The following is a 23,238-nucleotide window of genomic DNA, read 5'->3' on the forward strand; positions in this document are numbered from 1 at the left end:
CTTCACCTCTCACATTTTTCGTGGTGATATTAGCTGCAATACTCCTTATGAAGACCCCTGTTCGCTGGATTCCGACTGGAAAAGAACGTGATCAAAGCTCAAAACATTTTAGAGATTTATTTTATTGGTACTTTCAAGCACTTGATAAAATTCAGAGCTCGCTGTTTCAAAAGAATATGCTGATTCAAAAAGATCTTAAGGTGCTAAAAGAAAAAAGGTGGCTGCTGTCTAAAGAGTTTTTTAATTATATGTTTATGTCATATGAAGCCTTCTTCTATGTCGGGGTTATGACCGCTTTGATCTCGATTATTGATCATCATACCTTGCAAGTTCAGCTATTATTCACATTAAATGTGATGATTTTAGCTAATCAAACATATGAAATGAGAATGCTGACCCCTTCTATATTTTCTTTAAGTGCTGAAAAAAGGAATATTTGGCTTTATGGACTTTCTCAAACATCTCTTATGCAGTTTTTCTTATCAAAAATCCAGTTATTTTATTGTTTATTTTCCATACCATCACTCTTTCTATTGTTCATTAATCTAACAATCATTAGTGCATATCAACTTTTTGATGTTCAGATGCTTATTCAATTGGTGGCATTGGGAGTTGGCTTTTTCATTTTTCCATTGATTCAGCTGTATTTGTTTCCATTCATAACAAAATTTAATTTTATTCACGAGCATGAAATAGGGACAACCAATGAAGAAATAGATGTTATCGATAAAGGACAGGCCTTTGCTAGGAATTTTCTCGTGTTGCCTTTCATGTACTATATGATCTTGACCTCTTTTCTACCTATTTTGCAGCATTCTACAAGTCTCGTTAGCGTTCTGTTTGCTTTGTATTTTGTGATTGTTTCCGTGATTTGCTGGGTGTTATGCCGCAAGACCATCTATAAAGGGATTGAATATGTTGAAAAAAATAAGGTATTTTATATCGGAGAATAGACTGATTCTACGCCTCGGCTACCTCTACGCTGCTATCTTTATTGCAGCTGTGCTAATCGGAAGCCTTCTTACTTATGATCAGATTCCTTATCTTAAAAAGGATGAAGAGATGTTTTTTCTATCTATTTTCTTAAACAATTTACAAGTTGGAATGGCGATATTAGGCATCGGAGCTTTTACAGGCGGGATCATGTCTGCAGGCATTCTTTTTTACAACGGCTACATAATCGGCAAGCTCGTTCAGTATCTGATTGTCAATCACGAAGCGCAGCAGCTATTCACAGGACTCCTTCCTCATGCTTTGGTAGAAGTTCTTGGATTAATTCTGTTTTCAATCGTCAGCTCTTTTCCTTTTATTTATCTTTATCGATTTATAAAAGGAGAAACAATTGAATTAAAAAAACTGATCCTAACTGTGCTTCAATTGATTTTTGCAGCAGCCGTTCTTTTATTCACAGCATCTCTTTTAGAGCAATACGTTAGCCATGTACATCTACCATAGAAGAAAGGAGAATGTGGTTCCATGGAGCTACTTCTACGACCTAAGCAATTTTTCAATCAGAATCAATCAATTAAAACTATTGTAGGCCTTGTCTTACTATCCTTATTTGTGTCGACTGTCTTTTTAACATTTTTTATTATTGATTTGTTAGTAGATGAACCTTTATCCACTGGGAAACAACTTGCCAGCATTGTTTTTATCTTTTTGCTGACAATTCCGCTTTATTTCATTTTAAATTTTCTCAGTACTGTTCTAACTTCTATTTATATGTATTTTTTTCATAAAGCTTTTATTTTACGCAAAATGTATCTTGTTATTTTGGTTTATAATGCATTTCTTTTATTAGTGAATAGTGCAGCGATCTATTGTGTGATGGTGTTACAGTTAGATCACTATTTTCTCTTGATTCAAATAGTTTCATTCTTATTCAACTTATATCTTTTACGCATCCTTTATGATGGAATTATTTACTATGCTGAAGGATCAAAAAAAGCTGCCTTAGCAACTGTGATCTTGTATATGCTGGTGACTACTGCGTTTGTTATTGGAGGATTCATCAATGGCTAATCTTCAAGTATCTCAGCTATCTTTTCACTATGAAACAACAGAAAAGACTTCTCACCTTCTCGATCATGTGTCATTTGATCTGAAAGAAAGTGATCGAGCTTGTATTATTGGAAAAAATGGCAGCGGTAAATCGACACTTTTAAAGATCATCGCAGGTCTGCTTCCTTCAGCATCCGAAACGATTTTACTTAACGGGCAGCATCACCCTGGAACCGCTCAATATAAAAGTCTGGTAGCGTACATTCCAGATAAACCTTTAGTCTATGATGCGCTCACTGGTTTCGAGCATATGGAGCTTATCCAGTCTTTATGGAATATGAAAAAGTCGGAAAAGGTTTTATACAAAGAGACCTTTCTATCACTTTGTGATGCATTTGATTTAACTCATGCCCTAAAAATACCTGTCAAACAGTATTCATTGGGCATGAGATATAAACTTTTCTTTAATAGTATGGTAGCAAGATCTCCAGAGCTGATTATTCTTGATGAGCCTTTTACCTCTCTTGATGAAGCCTCTCAAATACAATCGATTTCTTTATTAAAAAAAGAATTCTCACATCGATGTGTTTTATTTACAAGCCATCAGCGCTACCTTTATTCAGAATTAGGAAATCGTTTCTTCCAGCTGGATCAAGGACAATTAAATGAAATGGAACGTTAACGATACAAAAGGCATCCCATAAAAGGAAGCCCCTTCACTACCATTTACAGCGCTTCACCGGACGGCAGCAAGGGTTTTTGATATCACTGCCGCAATCGTATTCTTCTACAATATACTCGTTGTGAGTCGATTCAGTGACCGGATAGTAGTTTTCTATTCTTTTAATGTTTTTATTGACGTTTGTGATATGCGTTGGATGAATTTTTCTGATCGTTTGTTCATTCGTTCTTGTGTTGACAATTTGACGTGTGGGGAAAACAACCGTTTCTTCTCGGCGAGGTCCAAAGAAGAAATCATCTAATCGATTTCGGCTCATCTTAACACCCCTTCAAGTTGTCTTTCACTTACACTCTATCGTATGTTAGAGTTACCTTTCGTGATTAGATGCATGTCTATTTTTAGAAAAATCAACTATCGATCTAGTTTTCTCTTTCTTTACAAAAGGGCAATTTTAACATATTATACAAATGATATATTGAGAAGATAGGACATCCATGAAAACAACACATAAGCTCTTTTTATTCACTGTATTTTCTCTACTCATCATCAAATAAGAGGTGAACAATATGATCAACACGACACAGCTATTCGAACGAAACAAGCTAGACATTGCACTAGAACTAACTCAATTACATCTGAATCAATATCAAACCAATCATCCTGATCAGCTGAGTGAAATTTACGCGAAATATTACGCGCTGCTTGAAGTGCTGGATTTGTCTTCCTATGATCAATTAATTGATTTACTGCCAGATGAGCTTAAACAGACGCTTGAGTAAAAAACCATCTATCCCGTGTGGATAGATGGTTTTCTTAAATTTATACACGTGCAGCCATATCGGTTTCGATTTGCTCTAAGCTTCTTCCCTTTGTCTCGACTAGCACAAATCGGGTGAATAATAGTCCGATTAAGCAGATGACGCCAAATGAGGAGAAAATGACCCCAAAGCTGAATTGATCTGCCAAGATAGGGAAAACGAGTCCAACTGCTAACGATCCGGTCCAGTTAAAGGCAGAAGAGATACCTGCTCCGATGCCTCTGACAGATAGCGGGAAGATTTCGCCAATGATGATCCAAGTGATCGGTGCCCACGAGAAGGCATAGCACAAAATAAAGCAGCAAAGTGAAATCAATGTCACCCAGTTTAAAATTCCTTCACTGACGCCAAGTGCACCTAATGCGGCGGGAGCAAAGAAAGAAAGAGCCATGCCCGATCCCCCTACAGTGAGAATCGTTCGGCGGTCGAAGCGGTCAACAAATTGTAAAAAGATCACGGTCGTGACGACAAAAATGACACCGACAATGACTGTAAAACCTGCGGCGACCTGCGGCGCAAGGCCTACATTCCGAGCGATACTCGTTGCATAATAGACAATGGAGTTCGCGCCTTGAATTTGTTGAAGGGTCGCCATTCCAACCCCAATGAAAAGAGCCATTCTGAATTTCTTTTGAAACAATTCACGAATACCCGAGCGTTCTTCTTTGGCGACTTCTAAGATTTCCTGCATTTCTGATTCGATTTCTTCACGAGAAGAACGCAGTGATCCTAATACCTCTCGTGCTTTATGAGCCATTCCGTGTTTAATCAAATATCTCGGAGATTCAGGAAGCTTCAGCATGCCAATATAAAGCACGATCGCAAATAAAGCAGCACTTCCCAGCATCCAGCGCCAGCTGTCTGGGATGGGTTCAAACACAAACGCGACAATATAGCTGAGCAAGAGTCCAGTTACAATCATGAGCTGATTGAGTCCAGATAATTTCCCGCGGATTTTAGCAGGAGCGATTTCAGACATGTAAGCCGGAACCAATGATGAGGCTGTTCCTACTGCTGTCCCTAAAAAGATCCGAGCGATGGTGAGCGAAATCTCTTCTGGTGCGACAGCTGATCCGATAGCCCCGACAAAAAAGATAACGGATGAGACCAAAATGAGTTTTCTGCGGCCAAATTTATCCCCTAAGAGACCGCTTAAGATGGAGCCAATGATGGCCCCGCCCATTAATGAAGAGACAACAATTCCAAGCCATAATGGGCTGAGCTGAAATTCTTCCTGAATATGTCCTTCCGCCCCTGCAATAATACCAATATCATACCCAAATAAGATGCCTGCAAAGGACCCGAAAAAGAAGATAAATTTGCTTGACACTTTTTTCTCCAAGTGGATGACCCCCTCACTTAATTAACCGCTTTCATTTCTCCCTGTGCTTCCACTGTAAACAGTAGAAGACCTTTCTCCCTTCTTCTATAAAACCACATATTCTGCATTGACAAGCTTTGCAAATTGAACAATTTGATCAACCGTTAAATTGAGAGACACGACTGTATGATGGCCTCCGCCTTGCTTAATCCATGCTTTGACGCCATCCTGAAAATTCGGTTTGATTTTCCACAATACACGCGCAACTGGTAAATGAGGTGCCGCTTCCTCCGGCTCAAAGGCTTCGACTTCTTGTATCAGCCATTTAAAATGTGTTCCAAAATCAGCTATGGAGACAACGACACCTTCGCCTGCTTTTCCATCAAATACAAGACGTGCTGGATCTTCCCGGTTTCCAATCCCAAGTGGAGACACGACAATGACAGGTTTTGTATGGGCGAGCGCTGGATCTACTTCCAGCATATGAGATTGCAGCACCGCTTCCTGTCCAGACGTCATTTCATATGTGTAGTCCTCCATAAAACCAGTGGATTGATGATGGCTCATCACTTTTAATAAGCGGTCTAGTGCGGCCGTTTTCCAATCGCCTTCCCCAGCAAAGCCGTATCCCTTTGCCATCAGCCGCTGTACCGCAAGTCCAGGCAGCTGCTTCATCCCATGTAAATCTTCAAAGTTTGTTGTAAAGGCATGATAGCCGCCTTCATCTAAGAAACGTTTGATGGCGATTTCATATCGCGCCTGCACCTTGACACTTTTTTCCCATTCGTCAACTGAATACGTTCCATAATTCACATCATATTGCGTTAAATACTCAGCAAATAATGCATCTACCTCTTCTTCCTCTACTGCATTTACATATTCGACGAGATCGCCTATTCCAAAGTAATCAACGGTCCATCCTAATTGAATCTGCGCTTCGATTTTATCGCCTTCTGTCACGGCCACATGCCGCATGTTGTCACCAAACCGGGCTACTTTGATGTGAAAGCTCTCATGATAGGCAGCCGCAACGTCCATCCAATCAGCAATTTGCTGCTGCACTTCAGGCTTTGACCAATGACCGGTTACAATTTGGTTTTGTTTATTTAAACGTGCATTGATATAGCCATATTCTCTATCTCCATGTGCGGATTGATGAAGATTCATATAGTCCATATCAATCGTGTCCCAAGGGATCTTTTCATAAAATTGTGTGACAAGATGCAAAAGAGGTTTTTGCAAAAGGCTGGTGCCACGTATCCACATTTTCGCTGGAGAAAATGTATGCATCCACGTCATCACGCCAATGACTTCATCGCGATAATTGACCTCTTTCATTAGCTTTGTGATTTGATCGGCGCTGACAGCCAGCTCCTGCAAGATCACGGGATAAGGAAGTAAACCGCTCTCATTTAAGGCATCTGTCATCTTTTGTGCATTTGCTTTTACTTTCTGCAGTGCTTCATCACCATATAGATGCTGTGACCCAACGATAAACCAAAATTCTTTTTTCTGACTTGTTAACATTGATATCCCTCTTTTCTTTATCTTGAAGGTTTTTGTCCGTAATACGCATGCTTTCCATGTTTTCTTAAGTAATGTTTATCTAAAATTCGCTGCGGCAATGGCTCCGCAAATTCGTTCAATTGCTTGGCAAAAAGGTTCATTTTGGCAACTTCATCTAAAATCACACTGTTTGTGACCGCACTTTTTGCATCCTTCCCCCATGTAAACGGACCATGCCCTTGAAGCAATACACCCGGCACCGCCATGACATCTAGGTTTCTTTTCTCAAACGTTTCGATGATCAGCCGGCCGGTCTCTACCTCATAACCGCGATTGACTTCTTCTTCTGTCAGAAAACGAGCGCACGGAACAGCGCCGTAAAATGTATCGGCATGTGTTGTGCCCATTGCTGGTAAATCAAGACCTGCCTGCGCCCAAACGGTTGCCCACATAGAATGGCTATGTGAAATGCCCCCAATTTCCTCAAAGTGTTTGTAAAGAACCGCATGTGTAGCTGTATCTGACGAAGGGCTGAATTCTCCTTCCACCACTTCACCGTCAAAGTTCACCACGACCATATCTTTTGCTGATAGTTGGTCATACGCTATGCCGCTCGGCTTAATCACAAACAAACCACTGTCACGATCACATGCACTGACATTGCCCCATGTAAATTTCACAAGTCCGTATTTTGGCAAATCTAAATTTGCTTGATACACTTCTTCTTTTAAGCGATCTAGCATACCGTTGTCACTCCTTTCTTTTGCATCAGATGCGCTACTGCCGCTTCTTCAATCGGAAGCCCCTTTTGATAGCGCTTTAAAAATTCGTCAAAGCCTTTGACATCGAGTGGATCGGGCTCCATGAGCTCTTCTGATGTATGGGCAAATACTCGTTGGGTAAGAAATTCAGCCAATGTTTGCTGATGTTGATGGACCATATATGAAGCAAGGACCGCCATCCCAAACGCACCACCTTCTCCCGCTGTTGAAACGACTGATACAGGTGTATTCAGCGCTGCGGCAACCATTTTTTGTCCAACGAGCGGTGTTTTAAATAATCCCCCATGCCCTAGTAAGCGGTCAATCACTACATGCTCCTGTTCCTTTAACCGGTCCATGCCTATTTTCATAGCACCAAAAGCGGAGAACAAATGGGTGCGCATGAAATTAGCGAGGTTAAAGCGGCTTTCAGGAGACCTGACAAAAAGAGGTCTTCCTTCTGGCAGTCTCGTAATATTTTCACCAGAGTAATAGCCATAGCTTAAGAGTCCGCCGCCATCTCGATCTGCTTCTAAAGCTTGCTGCAATAGGGATTCGTATAACCTTTCTGACTCCACTTGCATGCCTAGTGCTTCAAATGCCTCTCTGAATATATTCACCCAAGCGTTTAGGTCACTTGTACAGTTATTCGCATGAACCATGGCAACTGGCAGTCCATCCGGCGTCGTGACAAGATCCACTTCTGGATAGACACCTTTTAGATCCTGCTCTAGCACAATCATGGCAAAAACAGATGTCCCAACAGAAATATTCCCGGTGCGCCTTTCTACACTGTTTGTCGCCACCATTCCCGTTCCAGCGTCACCTTCCGGCGGGCAAAATGGAATGCCTGGCTGCAAATGTTTTCCCTGATCCAAAATGGCTGCTCCTGCTGTAGTTAACACGCCAGCCTCTTCGCCTGCTAAATAGACACGCGGCAGAAGGTGACGAAGCTTCCACGGATAGCCTTTTTCTGCAATCAATGCTTCAAATTGCTGGAGCATTTCTTCATTGTAGTCCTTCGTTTCGTCATCAATTGGAAACATCCCTGACGCATCGCCAATACCAATGGCCTGCTTTCCGGTTAACAGCCAGTGAATATATCCAGACAAAGTGGTCATATATTCTAATCGGGATAGATGTTTTTCCTCTTCTAATACCGCTTGATACAAATGAGCAATACTCCATCTTTCTGGAATATGAAATTGAAATACATCTGTCAGCTTTTGACTCGCCTCGATGGTCGTTGCATTTCGCCATGTTCGGAACGGAACGAGAACCTCTCCTGTATGATCACATGCCACATAACCATGCATCATCGCTGATACCCCGATTGAGCCAATGGTTTGAATGGTCACACCATACTTTTGCTCGGCCTGTTCTTTCATCTCTCGATAGGCCACTTGCAGACCTGTAATGATATCAATTAAGTTGTACGTCCAAATGCCATCCTGGAGAAAACTTTCCCATTCATATGCACCTTGTGCAATTGGCTGAAATTCCTCATCTATTAAAATCGCTTTAATTCGTGTTGAACCAAATTCAATGCCTAAAGATGTCCGTCCTTCTTTCAAGGCTTTGGCCGTCTCTTTATGATTCAATCTACGTTCACCCCCATTTTGATAGCGGTTTCAATTTTGTTTTTCTAGATTCATTGATTCTCTGGTACAATCACAATATAATATTTGTACGTACATATGTCAATAATAAATATAGTTGTACATACACAATGTGACAAAAACCTGCATTTTTTCTGGAGGGGTCATGACAGAAAAGGAAAGCGCCTGTTTTTGATTCGACAACCATGTTAAAATATGTCCATACAATTTCTTCTCAATCCGAGTAGATGATCAACTGAGAAAGAAGTGAAACGATGAAAAAGAAGTACCAGATCATTATTGATGATATAAAAAGCAAAATACTCACAGGGGATTATCGGATCGGGGAGCGCATTCCAACCGAATCAAGCCTGCAAGACATGTATCAAGTAAGCAGACATACAGTTCGAAAAGCCATTTTGGAATTGTCCAGCGAAGGATTTTTGCGCAGCGAAAAAGGTTCAGGCACATTTGTGACCAATCAATATCAAACAAAACCTGCGGGACATGCACATATGAAAACGATTGGGGTCATTACAACATACATATCCGATTACATTTTCCCTTCCATCATTCGAGGCATTGAAAGCCGATTAAACGAAGAGAACTATTCCTTGTTACTGGCAAGCACAAATAACGATGTTGAGCAGGAGAAAAAAGCGCTGGAAATGATGCTATCTTTTGGGGTGGACGGACTTATTGTCGAGCCGACGAAAAGCAATTTATATAATCCAAACATTTCGTACTACTTATCCTTTAAAGAACAGGATGTACCGCTCATTATGATCAATGCCTATTATGAGCAGCTAGAGGTTCCTTTTCTCTGTTTAGATGATGTGAAGTCCAGCTATTTAGCCACAAAAGAGCTGATCACCTCGGGCCATCAGCAAATTGGACTTATTTCAAAAACAGATGATTTACAGGGAAAATATCGGATGAAGGGCTATATTCAAGCGCTAGGTGAAGCGAAGCTTAATTTCCTGCCTGAGCATGTGCTCTTTTTCGATACAGAATCAAAGCAGCATTTGGGAGAGCAAATTCACACATTTCTGATGTCGCACAGACATGAATTGACCGCCCTTGTTTGCTATAACGATGAGGTGAGTTTAGAAGTAGCCAATGTATGCAGCGAAATCGGGCTGTCCATTCCAGATGATCTCTCGATTATTGGACAGGATAATTCGTATATTGCCCAGAAAAATGCCCATGTGAAGCTGACAACACTGACCCATCCACAGGAGCAAATGGGCCGTGATGCAGCAGACTGGATGATTAAAAAAGTACAAGGGAAAAAGAATCTCCCTGATCAAACGTTTTACGAGCCTGAATTGGTTCCAGGTGAAACGATCAAACGAATAAAATGAGCCCTTACTCCAAGTGGCTCATTTTATTTTAGATTCCAGCATAAGGCGTGAATGGGTCGGATTCCTGAAATGAAAGACATGTGTTTCCCCTCATCCATCATGAATCAATAAAAAATCCCCATCTTATAAAAAGATAGGGAACATATCTATTATGCCTCTTCTTTAGGGGAAGGCACCGCACATACGCCATCTGCACATGCCGCTTCAAACGCATTGTCAGCAGCTTTCTCTGCTTGAGCTGCTTCCTCTGTCCAAGCTGTTTCAAGTGCGCGCAGGAACGTATCTGCTGGCTGTGCACCTGCCACTGAATATTTGTTATTGATTAAGAAAAATGGTACGGCATTAATACCAAGCTGTCTCGCTTCTTTTTCATCTTCTCGTACATGATCTGCAAATTCCTCGCTGTCAAGAGCTTGCTCTACTTCCTTTAAGTCAAGACCTGCTTTTTCTGCAATGTCTAAAAGAGTTTGACGGTCACCAACATGCTTTCCATCTGTAAAATACGCTTGAAACAGCTCTCCCATGACGAAATCACCTTTCCCCTTTTGACCAGCATATTGCGCCAATCGATGAGCATCAAAAGTGTTTGTCAACACGAGCGGATCGAATTGAAAATCGATTCCTTTCTCTTTACCAGCCTGCTTCACCTGCTCATTCATTGCCATGGCCTGGCTGCGGCTCATGCCATATTTTTTGACAAGCATATCGTGAACGTCATGATCGACATCAACAGGTGCATGTGGATCAAGCTCAAAGCTTTTAAACTCTATCTCTACCTGTTCCTTCTCTGGAAATTGTTCTAGCGCTGTTTCCAGCTGTTTTTTTCCTATATAACAAAAAGGACAGGCGATATCTGACCAAATTTGTACTTTCATGTTCATCTTCCTTCCGTGCTGCACTTTTTCTTTAACGATGTAACAATTATAGTTACATCAAATAGATGATGTCAAGATTCTGATCTTGATTTAAATGAAAAAGCCTCTCCTTTTAAGAAAGGAAAGGCTTTGAAAATACCTATTCTAAATTTGCATGGTGACCGTACATTTTATGTGTGTCGAGCTCTTTTATTTCCATTAACCTTAAAATGACCGCATCGTATGTCAGAAGAAGCGATTGCTCAAATAGTGAGCCCATTGGCTGAATGGTATGATGGTTTCCTTCCTGTTGATCCTTCGGTGCACCTGACAATAAGATGACTTCATCCGATAGATCAGCTAAAGGTGACTCAGCAGAAAGCGTGAATGCTGCCACTTTTCCGCCAATTGCTTTTGCCTTTTTTGCAAGGACGAGTAAAGACTCTGTAAGGCCAGAGCCGCTCCCGACAATCAAAAGATCCTCTTCTGTAAAAGAAGGCGTATTCGTTTCACCAATTACATATGCCTTGACGCCAATATGAGTAAGTCTCATCGCAAACGATTTTCCCATCAAGCCAGATCTGCCCGCACCTGTCACAAAGACTTTTTGTGCAGATAAAATACTTGTGACCAGACGCTCTGCTTGTTCGTCTTGAATGGCAGACGAATGATCAGAAAGCTCATTTAAAATGGCTTTCACATAGTCGCTGGTCTTCATGATTGTGCGATCAGCTGTTTCATTTGTGCAGCCACTTCTGCTTTATTGTCCTGGCTTGCAATACCGCCGCCGACAATGATTAAATCAGGGTTTAATTTCACGACTTCAGGTAACGTATCAAGCTTAATTCCACCTGCAATCGCTGTTTTCGCTTGCTTGACAACTTCTTTAATCGTCATAAGATCAGCAAATGAATTTTGACCAACCGCTTGCAGGTCATAGCCTGTATGCACACAAATATAATCGACTCCAAGCGCATCCAGCTCTTTTGCACGGCCTGCGATATCTTTGATGCCAATCATATCAACTAAAATTTGTTTTCCTCTTGCTTTCGCTTCTTTCACCGCTCCTTGAATAGACATATCTTCTGCCGCTGCAAGAATGGTGACGATATCTGCTCCAGCTTCAGATGCCTGCTGCACTTCATAGCCGGCAGCATCCATAATTTTCAAATCAGCGAGTACACGTAAATTCGGAAAAGCCTGCTTGACTTCTTTTACAGCACGAAGCCCTTCGTTAATCACAACAGGTGTCCCAATTTCGACCACATCAATGGATGCTTCTACTTCTTTGATCAGCTCAATTGCCTCTGGTATATTCACTAAATCTAATGCTAATTGTAATTTCATCAACTTTCACTCCCGTTTTTCATCTCATCTTCAAGAGCTCCGCGGATGATGCATCTTGAACGATGAAATGAGTATAACAACAGGAATGACGCAATGTAAGTACGCACTTTTTTTTTACATACTATACTTTTCCGCATATGGTTACAAAAAAGATACTGTCTTTTGGGCAGTATCTCAGGGTAAAGACAAAGGGCTAAAATAAAGTTATTTTAGCCCTTTGTCTACAATCGGTAGTCTTTCTATTTATCATCTTTTAAGAAATTGCTGTCGAGATACTGTTTTCCCCAATCATACATCGCCTCTAAAATCGGCATTAAGCTTTCTCCTAATTCTGTGAGAGAATACTCAACCTTTGGCGGGACGACAGGATAAACCTCCCGGTGCACAATGTGATCTTCCTCTAATTCTCTTAGCTGATTGACAAGCATTCTTTGCGTAATCCCAGGCATTAACGACTTTAACTCACCAAAACGTTTTGTCCCTTCTCTGCCCAGATGCCATAAAATCAGCATTTTCCACTTACCGCCGATAATATTCAGCGTCAGCTCCTTTTCGCAGTTGAACACTTTATTTTCCATTCGTGATGACAACGACATACACTCCTTTAATAACAAACCACTTAGGTTTTATCATAACTGCAACAAAATGGATTGCCTAGCATATGGTCTTCGTTATTGATTTTGTTTTTTAACAAAAGCCATCACAGCCTCCGTCATTTTTTGTGCTTCTTTTGGCGCCCTGTCTGATCCAAACCATTTGTTCAAGTCACTGTGGCTCAGCGTATGCACCCGAAAAACAAACCGAGAGCCTTTGTCATGATTCAGTTTTTCAGCAAATCTGTACACCTCAGGATTTTCCCAGCCCGTGACCAAATAGACAGGTGGTAAATTCTTTTGATTCATATAAGTGACAGGTGATGCCTTTGTCCAGTTCTTCTCTTGTTTGCCAAAGACTTTTTTGTACGATGGGATGGCTTGTATAAATTGATTGAGGTTTAACGGTCCGTCTAAAATCACAATGGAATTAATTGTTTTTGGCGACAGCCCCACACGTTTTAAATAAGTCGAATCTGTAGCAACCAGCGCCGTCAAATGACCGCCCGCTGAGTGACCCATGACATTGATTTTTGATGAATCGATTTGATATTCATCCGCATGATCCTTCACCCATTTAATGGCGTTTGCCGTATCATCTGCCATCTGCTCATAGTTGGCATTAGGGTGAAGCCTGTAATTCATTGAAACAAACACATACCCTTGACCTGTAAAATAATCAGCCTTTGAAGCGACTCTATTCTTATCGCCGCCTGTCCAGCCGCCGCCATGGAGATAGATCATCACAGGATGCTTCTTCTTTTTGTCTTCATCTTTGCCCTTTGGCATGTACATATCGAGTGTTTGCTGTTTATTTTGTGTGTCTGCATAATGGATGTTTGTCGTCGGTTTAGGCTGGTTGAAACGGAACACAAAGAATGCGCATACCAATAAGCCAGCGATGACTACTGCAAATAAGAGCCATTTCAAGATTCGATTCAATGTCATTGCACCTTTCTATGTTGGGATGGGGGAGCATGAGTAGCAGATATATAGATAAACTAGCACGATTAAATTCGATACTAGATTCATATGGGATGTGCAAGAGCAAAACAATTGATCAAGTCGTCATATTCATTATACTCTTTAAAGTAGTGTAATTCATTGATTTGCTTTAGATGACTGATATCGAAATCAGGGATTTGCTTCTGGATTTTTTCATCTAAAAACCATGTCATTGTTTGTCCTCCAAGACGTTATTGTATAAGTGCAATGATTCGTTTTCTTGTTTTTTCATTGTATTGAACGTAGGAATGCAATAAAGGATACGATTCAAGGATATGGTAAAACGATTTGATTTGAGGGAATTGCTCTTCAAATGACTGACGTAACACGTTTAACTGTTTTTTCGGTATTCGTTTATGATCAACCACATAACTCAAACTGCCTGCAACAAGTGAAAAAAAATAAATAAAAATCATCTGAGGGCATACCAGTTTCTTCTTCAAAAGAGACGATATCATCTGGATAAGTGGAATCTAACAAGTATTGATAGCGCTGCTTCAAATCATTGATTAAGCCTTGTTTATCTTGGCTGAACTTCATGGACCTTTCCCCTTTCTCTCATTGTTTGTAAATTCTCATCTAGACTTTTATGTTAAATAGAAAATTTGCATTTGCATCAGATTCTTCAAGTATTTCATTGTTCAAGTGCCATATCCCATGAGGATGGTAGCTACATTAGATTCATCTTTCTAAACTACTAAACATTTCATTTACTCTCCTAACAAATCATGTCACGGAGTTTGTATATATTCTTCAAATGATATAAAGTCCGCTTTTTCTCGAAATTCGCTTAAGATTTTCTGATCTCCTGTAAAAATAACATCTGTCGAATCAAAAAAACCGATTTCAAACACAGCTTGAGGAATAATGGGTGTATAATTCACGTTCCAATATCGTTCATTACCTTCAATTTGAGGTATTGAACTGATATTCAAATGATCTACATGACGAGGCAATGCGGTCAAAACAGCGAAAATAAAAGAATAAGAATAGTCATGTAAGAATTTTTTGAAATGTTCACCCTTTAGAAATAAAAAATCCATGTAATCCGGAATCACTTCTGAATGGAATTGATTTTTTCGATCATGAAGCATTGTGAGTGTCACATCGCTTATGATCCAGTTATACTCTTCTACGTTTAAATTGATTTTCTTTATTAATTCATTTACTTCGAATAGATCTTTTTCTTTTGCTAAAACGATTCTCATTACTTGCTCCACCTCATCAAATTAAAACATTAACGAAACTAAAATATTCTACAGTATCAAAATCAGAACATGTAGATATATGTAAAATTTAATATTTAATTTTATAATTTCGAATCAGTTCCTTGTTGCTACTGAAGTTTCTTTTCCTAGTAATTTCCTGATTCATAAACTTTATATCCATAATCTTGCGTTGGCCTCAACTCATATACAATAGCCATCTGGATCATTAACCTCAATTGTTGTTTTTTAGATAATTTTTTGTAAAATATTAATGATTATCTTAGATGTCTGCATAGAGGTTGGATTAAACGAACCAAAAAACTGTACACACCTATAACCACCAAGCGATAGCGCTTGCAAACAAGAGTCATTTAATGATTCGTTTCAATGTCATTGAGCCTTTTTGCGATGTTCATCAACTTGTTGTTTATTTAACCGAAAAACAAAATGTGCCTTATAGTACATACTACAAAGCACATTTCCAATACCACTATCAAATCATTTAAATCTTTTCAAAATGAAAATTTATATTTCACATAATATATTTTTGCATTTAAAATAATTCTGTTTTAACAATCTAAAAAAAACTATTTTTACGATCTTTTAAAATTTTGGGTTTGTTTTTTTCAATTTCTAACAACAAACTTTCACCGTAAATAATAATTTGATGTTGAACGGGATCCCCCAGTACCCCCCATTCCAAATCCGCTTTAAAGAAAAAACGATAATCTCCATCAGGATAAGGTGGAATAAGCCATTCTCCGAAATCATCTAATTCCATCGGCAAATGTGGTGAAAAAGAATAACCTGAGTGTTGCCATTCCAAAGCGTATATTCGTTCATTAAAATTAGTGCATTTTTTAAAAAAAGTTAAAATATCACATTCGAATTCCTCTAGTTCATTTAAATTATACTTTGTATTTCGATCACTCATTTTAATATAAAACCTTTTGTATGGTTTTGGAGGTTTTATTTTTACTAATTTACTACCAGGATTCCATTTGATTTTTTTATGAACCATATTCCATAACTCTTCATTTTTTTTTTCGGTTAAGATATCCCAGTTCATTTCTTCACCTTATTCTTTTAAATGACTTATAATGATTTTTAGTATAATACATCTTCCCATTACTTCCATACACAATTCTCTCTTTACCTCTATTTATACCTTTAATCTTTGGTTTTACATCATATTCTCTATATGTTGTGTTTCCAGGTAGCTTCCAATATCTTTTTTTCTTAGGTTTGTTGCGATATGTGCTTCCACCTTTATATCCTTTCGGTGCTGCTCCTCCTTTAGAGGAAATATGTTTTGCTACTTTTTTAACATGCGCCGGTGCCTTATGCACTCTCTTAAGACGATACGCCTTATAAGCTATTTTTGCACCTTTAACCACAGCGCTTCCGACTAAACCTATTGCTGCAGCTTTAGCTACCCCCCGCCAGCCTTTACCTGATTTATAAGCTTTGTATCCATCATATACGGCAAATCCTGCATTCACAACATACCATACCCAATGGCCGTCTGGGTCCACATTCATGACTGGGTTGTTGTTGCCATAAGTATATCCGTTTTGATCTAGTGCATCTCCATCGCTTCCTGGATCTGGGTCAAGTGATAGGAATACACCGTTTCTCGGTTCATAGTAGCGGGCGATTAAATAGTAAAGTCCTGTTTCTTCATCGAAGCGGTAACCAGCATAGCGATATGGGTTTCCTTTTACTTCTTCATCTTCTTTTACTTTAGTTGGAACTCCCCATGTATCGTATTCGTACTCAGCAACGATTTTCCCTGCACTATTTGTGATGGCTATGACATCACCGTGTGCATTGTAGTGATAGAAATATTTTTTCCCGTTTTGTGTGAAGGCAAGGAGTTGTCCACTGTCACCGTATGTGTATGCTTTTGTGACTTCGTTGTCTCCATCTGTTTCGTATAAAACATTCAGACTATCACCGTCATAAAAATAATTGGTGACTTTTCCATTCACAGTTTTTTGAATTCTGTATCCACGCTCATCATATTTGTAAGTGACAAATGGCTTGTCTTCCCCTTTTTTCGTAATGGCTGTAATGTTATCTTCTGCATCCCATTCATAAGTGAACTGTCCGTCAGACGTTCTATTGCCATTTTTGTCATATGTCAATGTCTCATCATTCACCTTTGTCAGTTGGTTCATGATGTTGAATGAAGCGTTGATTGTTTTTTTAGTGCCATTTTTTTCTGTTGTGACTGTTTTTCTGTTCCCAAATCCATCATACGTGTACTCAATGACCGTTCCATCTGGATGAGTTTCTTTAATCAATTGATCTAATTTTCCATACTCATAACGAATCTTCCCGTTACTTCCTTGATCAATCGTTATTCTGTTTCCATTTTGATCATATTCGTAAGCTTCGTTTAAGATCGTTGTGCCTTGGTTTGTTCCAATATGCAAATCATTAATTAAATTGCGCTCATCATAAGCAAAACTAGCACCACTGCCGTTACCTGTTATAAAGGACTGAACATTTCCATTTTCATCATAATCAAACGAATACGTAGAACTCGAATCCTTCATCTGCGTCATTTGATCAAGCTTATTGTAACTGAATTGGTTCGTCCCTTTTTGATTTCCGTGTGTCCATTCAAAGGATTTCAGTTTATCTGAATCGGCTGGATACGTCCAAGTTTGGCTGCTGCCACGCTCTGCTAACTTTGTGATGCGGTTTTGTTGGTCGAACGTTCTGTTTTTGGTTGTGTTTTGTTCTTTGTTGACAACCGTTGTTTCGTTTCCGTTTTTATCATAGCTAAAGTTATATTTTTCTGTTCCATTGTATGACTTGGATTTCACTCGGTCTGTACCATCATACGTGAGAGACACTTCATGTCCATTTGCAGAAATGGTTTTGATTAAGTTGCTATTCGCATCATATTCACTTTTCAACACATTCCCTAATGGATCAATGGTTTTTGTCAATTTACCCATCAGATCGTATTCAAACTGATACGTCTGATCTGACTCTGCACGAATGGTTTTCGACTGTTCATTGCCCTCTTTATCGTAGGTTCTCACAATGGATGTCCCGTTAGATAAAGTGATTTTCTTTAGCTGATCAGCCTGGTCATATTCGAATGTTGTTTTTTCGCCTTTCGCATCGGTTTCAGAAAGTTTTTTGCCTGTTTCATCGAAGGCAGATTGAGATGAGTAACCAAGCTCATCCTCTTCTTTAACAGCATAGTTCCCTTTCTCGTCGTAAGTGGTTTTCGTTAACAGACTACCTTCTACTAGACGGATATCATCAAACCAAACCGTTCCAGTCGCGCTTTTTTGGAAAACAATCTGAACGTCGACTTTTTTCAATGGTTTTGTTTTTGGTATGACAACCGCCGCTCGGTTCCACTCTTGTGTACCTGTTGGGAATTTTGCATTAAACGTTCCTGTTGTGCCATCTGTATACGTAACGGACGCTTGAAGTGAGTAATCATTTTCATTTGAAGCTTTGACATTTTCAGCCTTAGACATCCCAGTCAAGGTGACATACACAGATTGATCATTCGCACTTTGTTCAATCGGTACAGATTGTTTATAGATGGCATTTGCTTGAGTTGAAGAAGTTCTTGTAATTTTTAACGAAACGTCATCGTTAAAGCCTTCTTCATTATCTAATGAACCACCTGTTCCGCTCCAGCTTATTGTTTTATCCGTAAAGGAATTATTTTTGACTGGATTGTAACTTGATGAAACTTCGCCTTTTTCCAGCTGAATCTCATCGAACCAGGCTTTTCCTTTTCCAGCCTTATCTCGATGATCCACTTCCATATAGATCACAGCTTTGCCTGCATGAGATGGCGTCGTAAACGAAACTTGGCGTTTTGTCCAATCGTTTTTGCCTGATAATGTGCTGTAGCCGTTGCTGATCCATTGAATTCGTTTATTGTTTGTATCTCTTAAATCAATGTTAAAAAATGCTCTTGCTTTCGTTAGTTCTGTCTTTATTTTCCCACTCAGTGTATACGTCGTATTTGGCTCTAGTATTACTTCTTGTGTAGCCGAAGAATAGCCAAGTTCTGTTCCTTCAGTTGTCGACTGTGAACTGACCTCTAATACTCGGCCCCCCGATAACGCACCACTTTTCCCAGCTATTTGCGCTAATTTCCCGTCATCCTTAGATGCTGTAAGCTTCCAGCCAGTTAGCGTATCTTCAAAACTGCCATTTTTCAAAATACTCGCGCCTGCAGCAAGTTCTTTACTTGTTTGTATCAAATTCCCGTAAGAATCATAAATACTTGCTGAAGACATATTTCCACTTTGATCTGTCTCAGATACAGCATCTAATCCATCGTAGGCGATATCTGTAATATCTCCTTCTGTATCTTTCACTTTAGTGACATCATTGTTTTTGTTATACTCGTAGGTTTCTGTCCCATAAGCATCTTTCGCCTGAATGACGTTGCCATTTTTGTCATACGAATAGCTTTCTGTAGCTTTTCCTTTCTCTACATCATTTGGGTCAATTTCTTCTACGATTTGGTTGCCTTCATATTTCGTTTTAGTGGTGATTTTAAGCCCTTCCGCATCATCTACAACTTGAATTGGATTGGCTGCTTCGTTATACGTATACTGTATTTTTCGACCATTTGGCTGTGTCAGCATGAGTGTCTTTTTAGACATATCATATGCGTACTCAAATGTTTCTTTTTTTGCATTGGTTGCCTTGACTAAACGATGATTTTCATATTGATATTCTGTAAAAACAGGCTGATCTTCTGTGCTGTTTTGAGAGAATTGTTTAATCAATTTGCCATCTTTATCGTATTCATATGAGATACTTGTTCCATCTGAATCTATGACTTTCGTTAGTAAACCTGCATCATACTCATATGAAAGCTTTTTCCCTTTTGGTCCTTGAACCGAAATGATATGACCATCTTCATCATAATCCATTGTTATTTTTCGGCCAGATGCATCTTCCATTGAAGTGAGCTGATTGTTTTCATTATATTTATATGTCGTTGTATTTTTATGTCCATCTACAACCTTGGTGATTTTCCCACCGTTTTTACTAAAGTGCGCAAAGGTTTGATCCTTCGTTTTTAACATGTATTCATCTTTTGATTCCGTTAATTCAAGGAAAATACCTGTTGGTGGTTGATACGTACCATCTGCTTTTTTTGTAAAAACATGAGTTGTGGCATCCTCATCAAGATAGATAGCACCTTCTTTTGTTGGGGTGATACTCGTTTCTACATCTGCGTACCATCCTTGACCAAACAGGTGGTCAGCTGCATCTAAACTGTTGTACGTTCGGCCAATTCCAAGCCCCGGTCCTCTTCCATCAATCGACATTTCTTCTTCACTGACAATCACATTCCCAGTTGCACCATTAAGCTGACCGTCTGGTATATCAATAATCGACCAGTAATCCTCTGTTCCAAGGAATTCGGCCCCTTCATGGAATGTCGGGTTAAAGGCTGGTGTCGGAATGGTTTCTCCATTTGCATCGTAGGCGGAAAGGGTAAAGGAGTAGTTCTTACGTCCTTTATAATTTGCATTCGCATTTTCATATACTGGTGATGGGTCTAGCGCTAATTCCCCGCCCTTCCCATCTGTATGAAGCACATATTTCCCACTTTTAATTTCATCAGGAGTTGGCCAAATATTCTTGTTTTGTGTTGTCCAATGATCGACATCACCCACATCAAATGATTGATATGCCTTACCATTATAGATGTTAATTTTATACCCTTTTGCATTTTTCACTTTGTCCCAATGTAAATTGATATAACCTGTTTGGCTTTCTTTTGTATTGGTATAAGCATATCCAGATAAAGCTTTTGGTCTAGATAGATCAGGTAAAGTTGGTCCGGCTGGCGGTGAAGCAATAGCTTCTCCATCTTTATTGTAGGCAATCACTCTGAAGGAATAATGTTTTTGAGCCGCATCTCCTCCAGCATTTTTATAAGTCGCACCAGGATGAATTGGAAGCTCCGCCCCTTTACCATCTTGGAGGTGCAATGCATATTTACCTGCTTTGATCTCAGCAGCTGTCGGCCATACTTTTTTCCCTTTAGTTGACCATGATGTTTGATTCCCAAGATCCAATGTCTCATAGCTTTTCCCATTAAACATTTGTATTTTATAACCAGTTGCACCGGAAACTGAAGTCCAAGAAAGATCAAAGTAACCTGTTGCGTTATTATTATTGAAACCTTTTGTACTAGGTGCTTTCGCTCTAGCAACATTCGGCACGACAGGCTTTACCTTTGCTGACATTGCGCCTTCACCTTGGTCAAAAATCGCACTTACAGCTACCCAATAATTTTTACTTGTCGCATACTTACCGCCTGAGTTTTTGTAAACTGGAGAAGGATCAACTGCTAATTCAGTGCCACCTTTTCCGTCTAAATGAAGTTTATATTTTTTTGCTGCTATCTCGCTCGCTGTTGGCCATATATTCTTTCCTTTTGTACTCCATGATGCCACATTTCCAACTGAAATGGCTTCATATTCTTTTCCGTTGTATAGCCACACTTTGTAACCTTTTGCGCCAGCTACCTTTTTCCAACTTAAATTGAAGTAGCCTGTCCCATTTCCATTACTAAAACCTTTTACAGTTGGTGCATTTGCCTGTGGAATGGTATACGTTACTTCAATGACTGGTTTATTAGTAGAGTTTGTTGATGAGATTATTTTTTTCCAATGGTCTTGTCCATTTCCATTTGCATGTAATTTAAAGCCATAGTTAGCTGTTCCACTATTCCAAGCTTTGATGGTTGATGTCACATCATAGCTCGCCCATTGTCCTTTATAAACATTGGCTTTACCGATGTTTTTAGAACTTGGTTTATTGTTCCATGTTAGCTTTGTATGATCATAGTTGGCATTCACTGTATCCAGCCAAAGACCAGTTGCTTTCGTCCCGTAATATGAATGAGCAACATACGTTTTGAGCGTCGCTTTTGTTACATTCATATTTTGAATCGGTTTGAATGAATTAAACTTCATGAAGGCGTAGTTTGTACCAGTTGTTTTATCATAATAACCGGTTTTCAGTACATAACTTTTCAGATTAGCATCCCATTTTTGCGTAGAGGATGAATAGTTTGTTGTTGGGTATTTACTCATGATGAATGTGTCTGCTGACACAGATAAAGAAGTCGATGGATCGATAGACACAGGATAAACTCGTTCAGGATCCTTAAGCCATTTCTCATCAGCAGTCACACGAAGTAAATAGCCATCGTCTTCTTTTTCTAGTTTAAAGCTCACATCTTCTGAGCGAGCCACTTCACCTGACTTTTCATCTAAATTAGAATCCGTCATAAACGGTTTTGGTACTTGAAAAATGGTCCGTTTTTTCTGATCATAAAATGTAATAGAACCATCTTCCTCAATTTCCCCAGTTAGATCTGTTTTTATTTTAAATGTAAAAGAATTGTAGCCATCATATCGGTTGAGTACAATATCTTCTTTGATGTTTTCATTAAATGTAAATGATCGTAAATCTATATTTGGAAATACCTCTTCATATGTAAGCTCATTGGTGTTCTCTTTAAATTGTGCTGAGGTATCCTTGGAATTGATTTCTGATTTGTTTTTACCTGAAGCTTTTAAAATTGAAAATTCAATTTGATGCTTCTTGTGTTCAAATGTAGCATATAGTCCTTGCTTCATTTGCTTTTGAAAAGTTGATTCTAATCTTGCATTTTCTGTCTCTATTTCTTTTTTCGAGATCTCCTTTAATTCAGGAGAGATGTCCTCCCACTCAGCGTCTGGGGCATCTTTTATATGAATAGGATCAGGATATACCTCTTGCGTAAATACACCCTCTCCTTCATAAAAAAGCTTGCTGTTTTCTGTTCTTTCTGAAAGAACTTCTCCGTCTTTTCCAATTTCGTCTTCGTCAATCCCTGCCATTTCAAGGGCTTTTGAATCATCTAATTTTTCTAAGAGGTTATGACTTGATTTTGTATTTTCGTCATGTTCTTCTGCAAAAATATCAGAAGGAAACATTGATAAAAGCATCACAAAGGCTAATAGTGCTGCGATATTCCTTTTCCATTTTACTTTTCTTTTTAGATTCATATTAATCTCCTTATCATATATTTGTAACATTTGTAACATTACGCCATATATAATAATATATTTGAAATGAAACTTCAATATATTTCTATAAATATATCATCCTTTCAAACT

23 protein-coding genes are annotated in these 23,238 nt (G+C 39.2%); 7 read left to right on the forward strand and 16 right to left on the reverse strand.

The window, feature by feature from the left end; genetic code table 11:
* Positions 1–47 precede the first annotated feature (47 nt).
* The 4 genes from NST59_RS11905 to NST59_RS11920 are packed head-to-tail and all read left to right on the forward strand — an operon-like array spanning position 48 to position 2,683.
* Positions 48–953 (forward strand): hypothetical protein, encoded by a 906-nt coding sequence (locus NST59_RS11905; protein WP_341040626.1) that lies wholly within the window; start codon positions 48–50, stop codon positions 951–953.
* Positions 916–1,455, forward strand: a complete 540-nt coding sequence (locus tag NST59_RS11910; protein WP_341040627.1) for a stage II sporulation protein M — start codon at positions 916–918, stop codon at positions 1,453–1,455. The genes NST59_RS11905 and NST59_RS11910 overlap by 38 nt, the downstream gene beginning before the upstream one ends.
* A gap of 21 nt (positions 1,456–1,476) precedes the next feature.
* The gene (locus NST59_RS11915) at positions 1,477–2,022 is read left to right on the forward strand and encodes a hypothetical protein (protein ID WP_034280043.1); all 546 of its coding nucleotides are present in this window, start codon (positions 1,477–1,479) and stop codon (positions 2,020–2,022) included.
* A complete protein-coding gene (locus NST59_RS11920) occupies positions 2,015–2,683 on the forward strand; it encodes an ABC transporter ATP-binding protein (RefSeq protein WP_341040628.1) in 669 nt (222 codons plus the stop codon). Before NST59_RS11915 ends, NST59_RS11920 begins: the two co-directional genes overlap by 8 nt.
* Before the next feature lie 37 nt (positions 2,684–2,720).
* Here NST59_RS11920 and NST59_RS11925 read toward each other — a convergent pair whose 3' ends face one another.
* Positions 2,721–2,999 (reverse strand): spore coat protein, encoded by a 279-nt coding sequence (locus NST59_RS11925; protein WP_039180101.1) that lies wholly within the window; start codon positions 2,997–2,999, stop codon positions 2,721–2,723.
* Positions 3,000–3,249: 250 nt separating this feature from the next.
* Here NST59_RS11925 and NST59_RS11930 point away from each other — a divergent pair, with 250 nt between their 5' ends.
* Positions 3,250–3,462, forward strand: a complete 213-nt coding sequence (locus tag NST59_RS11930; protein ID WP_144494454.1) for a hypothetical protein — start codon at positions 3,250–3,252, stop codon at positions 3,460–3,462.
* A gap of 40 nt (positions 3,463–3,502) precedes the next feature.
* Here the strand turns inward: NST59_RS11930 and NST59_RS11935 are convergent, their stop codons facing one another.
* The 4 genes from NST59_RS11935 to NST59_RS11950 all read right to left on the reverse strand — a co-directional run bounded on the left by NST59_RS11935 (position 3,503) and on the right by NST59_RS11950 (position 8,690).
* Positions 3,503–4,843: a sugar porter family MFS transporter gene (locus tag NST59_RS11935; RefSeq protein ID WP_034280034.1), complete on the reverse strand. Its 1,341-nt coding sequence runs from the start codon at positions 4,841–4,843 to the stop codon at positions 3,503–3,505.
* 84 nt (positions 4,844–4,927) lie between these two features.
* Positions 4,928–6,349 carry an L-arabinose isomerase gene (araA, locus tag NST59_RS11940; protein WP_327841472.1) on the reverse strand — a complete coding sequence of 474 codons (1,422 nt, stop codon included), beginning with the start codon at positions 6,347–6,349 and terminating at the stop codon, positions 4,928–4,930.
* A gap of 17 nt (positions 6,350–6,366) precedes the next feature.
* On the reverse strand, positions 6,367–7,071 hold the full coding sequence (locus NST59_RS11945) for an L-ribulose-5-phosphate 4-epimerase (protein WP_039180113.1): 705 nt from the start codon (positions 7,069–7,071) through the stop codon (positions 6,367–6,369).
* Complete coding sequence (locus tag NST59_RS11950) at positions 7,065–8,690, reverse strand: xylulokinase (RefSeq protein ID WP_144490346.1); 1,626 nt, start codon at positions 8,688–8,690, stop codon at positions 7,065–7,067. Before NST59_RS11950 ends, NST59_RS11945 begins: the two co-directional genes overlap by 7 nt.
* A gap of 272 nt (positions 8,691–8,962) precedes the next feature.
* Here NST59_RS11950 and NST59_RS11955 point away from each other — a divergent pair, with 272 nt between their 5' ends.
* Entirely contained in the window at positions 8,963–10,051 is a 1,089-nt protein-coding gene (locus NST59_RS11955; RefSeq protein WP_144490347.1) for a GntR family transcriptional regulator, read from the forward strand.
* Positions 10,052–10,200: 149 nt separating this feature from the next.
* Here the strand turns inward: NST59_RS11955 and NST59_RS11960 are convergent, their stop codons facing one another.
* The 9 genes from NST59_RS11960 to NST59_RS12000 form a co-directional block, all read right to left on the reverse strand.
* Positions 10,201–10,926 (reverse strand): DsbA family oxidoreductase, encoded by a 726-nt coding sequence (locus NST59_RS11960; protein ID WP_144464487.1) that lies wholly within the window; start codon positions 10,924–10,926, stop codon positions 10,201–10,203.
* A gap of 139 nt (positions 10,927–11,065) precedes the next feature.
* On the reverse strand, positions 11,066–11,623 hold the full coding sequence (hxlB, locus tag NST59_RS11965; protein ID WP_144490348.1) for a 6-phospho-3-hexuloisomerase: 558 nt from the start codon (positions 11,621–11,623) through the stop codon (positions 11,066–11,068).
* Positions 11,620–12,252, reverse strand: coding sequence for a 3-hexulose-6-phosphate synthase (gene hxlA / locus NST59_RS11970; protein ID WP_039180128.1), 633 nt, complete (start codon positions 12,250–12,252; stop codon positions 11,620–11,622). Before hxlA ends, hxlB begins: the two co-directional genes overlap by 4 nt.
* Before the next feature lie 239 nt (positions 12,253–12,491).
* The gene (locus NST59_RS11975; protein ID WP_012010675.1) at positions 12,492–12,848 is read right to left on the reverse strand and encodes a winged helix-turn-helix transcriptional regulator; all 357 of its coding nucleotides are present in this window, start codon (positions 12,846–12,848) and stop codon (positions 12,492–12,494) included.
* A 75-nt stretch (positions 12,849–12,923) separates the two neighbouring features.
* Positions 12,924–13,793, reverse strand: coding sequence for an alpha/beta hydrolase (locus NST59_RS11980; protein WP_144490349.1), 870 nt, complete (start codon positions 13,791–13,793; stop codon positions 12,924–12,926).
* Between the two features lie 80 nt (positions 13,794–13,873).
* The gene (locus NST59_RS11985; RefSeq protein WP_186315120.1) at positions 13,874–14,023 is read right to left on the reverse strand and encodes a hypothetical protein; all 150 of its coding nucleotides are present in this window, start codon (positions 14,021–14,023) and stop codon (positions 13,874–13,876) included.
* A gap of 18 nt (positions 14,024–14,041) precedes the next feature.
* Complete coding sequence (locus NST59_RS11990; protein WP_247544504.1) at positions 14,042–14,227, reverse strand: YxiJ-like family protein; 186 nt, start codon at positions 14,225–14,227, stop codon at positions 14,042–14,044.
* Positions 14,211–14,390 (reverse strand): hypothetical protein, encoded by a 180-nt coding sequence (locus NST59_RS11995; protein WP_247544503.1) that lies wholly within the window; start codon positions 14,388–14,390, stop codon positions 14,211–14,213. The genes NST59_RS11990 and NST59_RS11995 overlap by 17 nt, the downstream gene beginning before the upstream one ends.
* A gap of 191 nt (positions 14,391–14,581) precedes the next feature.
* Entirely contained in the window at positions 14,582–15,058 is a 477-nt protein-coding gene (locus NST59_RS12000; protein ID WP_144490350.1) for a hypothetical protein, read from the reverse strand.
* A gap of 374 nt (positions 15,059–15,432) precedes the next feature.
* On the opposite strand from NST59_RS12000, the gene NST59_RS12005 reads away from it, so the two are divergent.
* Positions 15,433–15,564 (forward strand): hypothetical protein, encoded by a 132-nt coding sequence (locus tag NST59_RS12005; protein ID WP_260980324.1) that lies wholly within the window; start codon positions 15,433–15,435, stop codon positions 15,562–15,564.
* A gap of 71 nt (positions 15,565–15,635) precedes the next feature.
* On the opposite strand, the gene NST59_RS12010 is transcribed toward NST59_RS12005, so the two are convergent.
* Together NST59_RS12010 and NST59_RS12015 are read right to left on the reverse strand one after the other, a co-directional pair.
* Positions 15,636–16,127, reverse strand: coding sequence for a DUF2716 domain-containing protein (locus NST59_RS12010; protein ID WP_144490351.1), 492 nt, complete (start codon positions 16,125–16,127; stop codon positions 15,636–15,638).
* Between the two features lie 4 nt (positions 16,128–16,131).
* The gene (locus NST59_RS12015) at positions 16,132–23,127 is read right to left on the reverse strand and encodes a DNRLRE domain-containing protein (protein WP_341040630.1); all 6,996 of its coding nucleotides are present in this window, start codon (positions 23,125–23,127) and stop codon (positions 16,132–16,134) included.
* Positions 23,128–23,238: the final 111 nt, after the last annotated feature.

The sequence above is a fragment of the Bacillus sp. FSL R5-0439 genome (genome assembly GCF_038008805.1).
Lineage (GTDB): Bacteria > Bacillota > Bacilli > Bacillales > Bacillaceae > Bacillus > Bacillus safensis.

What these genes read in the sequence shown, in the direction of transcription:
- NST59_RS11915 (WP_034280043.1), top strand. Translation starts at nt 1,477, where the DNA reads ATGGAGCTACTTCTACGACCTAAGCAATTTTTCAATCAGAATCAATCA.
- NST59_RS11960 (WP_144464487.1), bottom strand. Translation starts at nt 10,926, where the DNA reads ATGAAAGTACAAATTTGGTCAGATATCGCCTGTCCTTTTTGTTATATA.
- NST59_RS11920 (WP_341040628.1), top strand. Translation starts at nt 2,015, where the DNA reads ATGGCTAATCTTCAAGTATCTCAGCTATCTTTTCACTATGAAACAACA.
- araA (WP_327841472.1), bottom strand. Translation starts at nt 6,349, where the DNA reads ATGTTAACAAGTCAGAAAAAAGAATTTTGGTTTATCGTTGGGTCACAG.
- NST59_RS11975 (WP_012010675.1), bottom strand. Translation starts at nt 12,848, where the DNA reads ATGTCGTTGTCATCACGAATGGAAAATAAAGTGTTCAACTGCGAAAAG.
- NST59_RS11980 (WP_144490349.1), bottom strand. Translation starts at nt 13,793, where the DNA reads ATGACATTGAATCGAATCTTGAAATGGCTCTTATTTGCAGTAGTCATC.
- NST59_RS12005 (WP_260980324.1), top strand. Translation starts at nt 15,433, where the DNA reads ATGATTCGTTTCAATGTCATTGAGCCTTTTTGCGATGTTCATCAACTT.
- NST59_RS11905 (WP_341040626.1), top strand. Translation starts at nt 48, where the DNA reads ATGAAGACCCCTGTTCGCTGGATTCCGACTGGAAAAGAACGTGATCAA.
- NST59_RS11995 (WP_247544503.1), bottom strand. Translation starts at nt 14,390, where the DNA reads ATGAAGTTCAGCCAAGATAAACAAGGCTTAATCAATGATTTGAAGCAG.
- NST59_RS11930 (WP_144494454.1), top strand. Translation starts at nt 3,250, where the DNA reads ATGATCAACACGACACAGCTATTCGAACGAAACAAGCTAGACATTGCA.
- hxlB (WP_144490348.1), bottom strand. Translation starts at nt 11,623, where the DNA reads ATGAAGACCAGCGACTATGTGAAAGCCATTTTAAATGAGCTTTCTGAT.
- NST59_RS11925 (WP_039180101.1), bottom strand. Translation starts at nt 2,999, where the DNA reads ATGAGCCGAAATCGATTAGATGATTTCTTCTTTGGACCTCGCCGAGAA.
- NST59_RS11945 (WP_039180113.1), bottom strand. Translation starts at nt 7,071, where the DNA reads ATGCTAGATCGCTTAAAAGAAGAAGTGTATCAAGCAAATTTAGATTTG.
- NST59_RS11955 (WP_144490347.1), top strand. Translation starts at nt 8,963, where the DNA reads ATGAAAAAGAAGTACCAGATCATTATTGATGATATAAAAAGCAAAATA.
- NST59_RS12010 (WP_144490351.1), bottom strand. Translation starts at nt 16,127, where the DNA reads ATGAACTGGGATATCTTAACCGAAAAAAAAAATGAAGAGTTATGGAAT.
- hxlA (WP_039180128.1), bottom strand. Translation starts at nt 12,252, where the DNA reads ATGAAATTACAATTAGCATTAGATTTAGTGAATATACCAGAGGCAATT.
- NST59_RS12015 (WP_341040630.1), bottom strand. Translation starts at nt 23,127, where the DNA reads ATGAATCTAAAAAGAAAAGTAAAATGGAAAAGGAATATCGCAGCACTA.
- NST59_RS11910 (WP_341040627.1), top strand. Translation starts at nt 916, where the DNA reads ATGTTGAAAAAAATAAGGTATTTTATATCGGAGAATAGACTGATTCTA.
- NST59_RS11985 (WP_186315120.1), bottom strand. Translation starts at nt 14,023, where the DNA reads ATGACATGGTTTTTAGATGAAAAAATCCAGAAGCAAATCCCTGATTTC.
- NST59_RS12000 (WP_144490350.1), bottom strand. Translation starts at nt 15,058, where the DNA reads ATGAGAATCGTTTTAGCAAAAGAAAAAGATCTATTCGAAGTAAATGAA.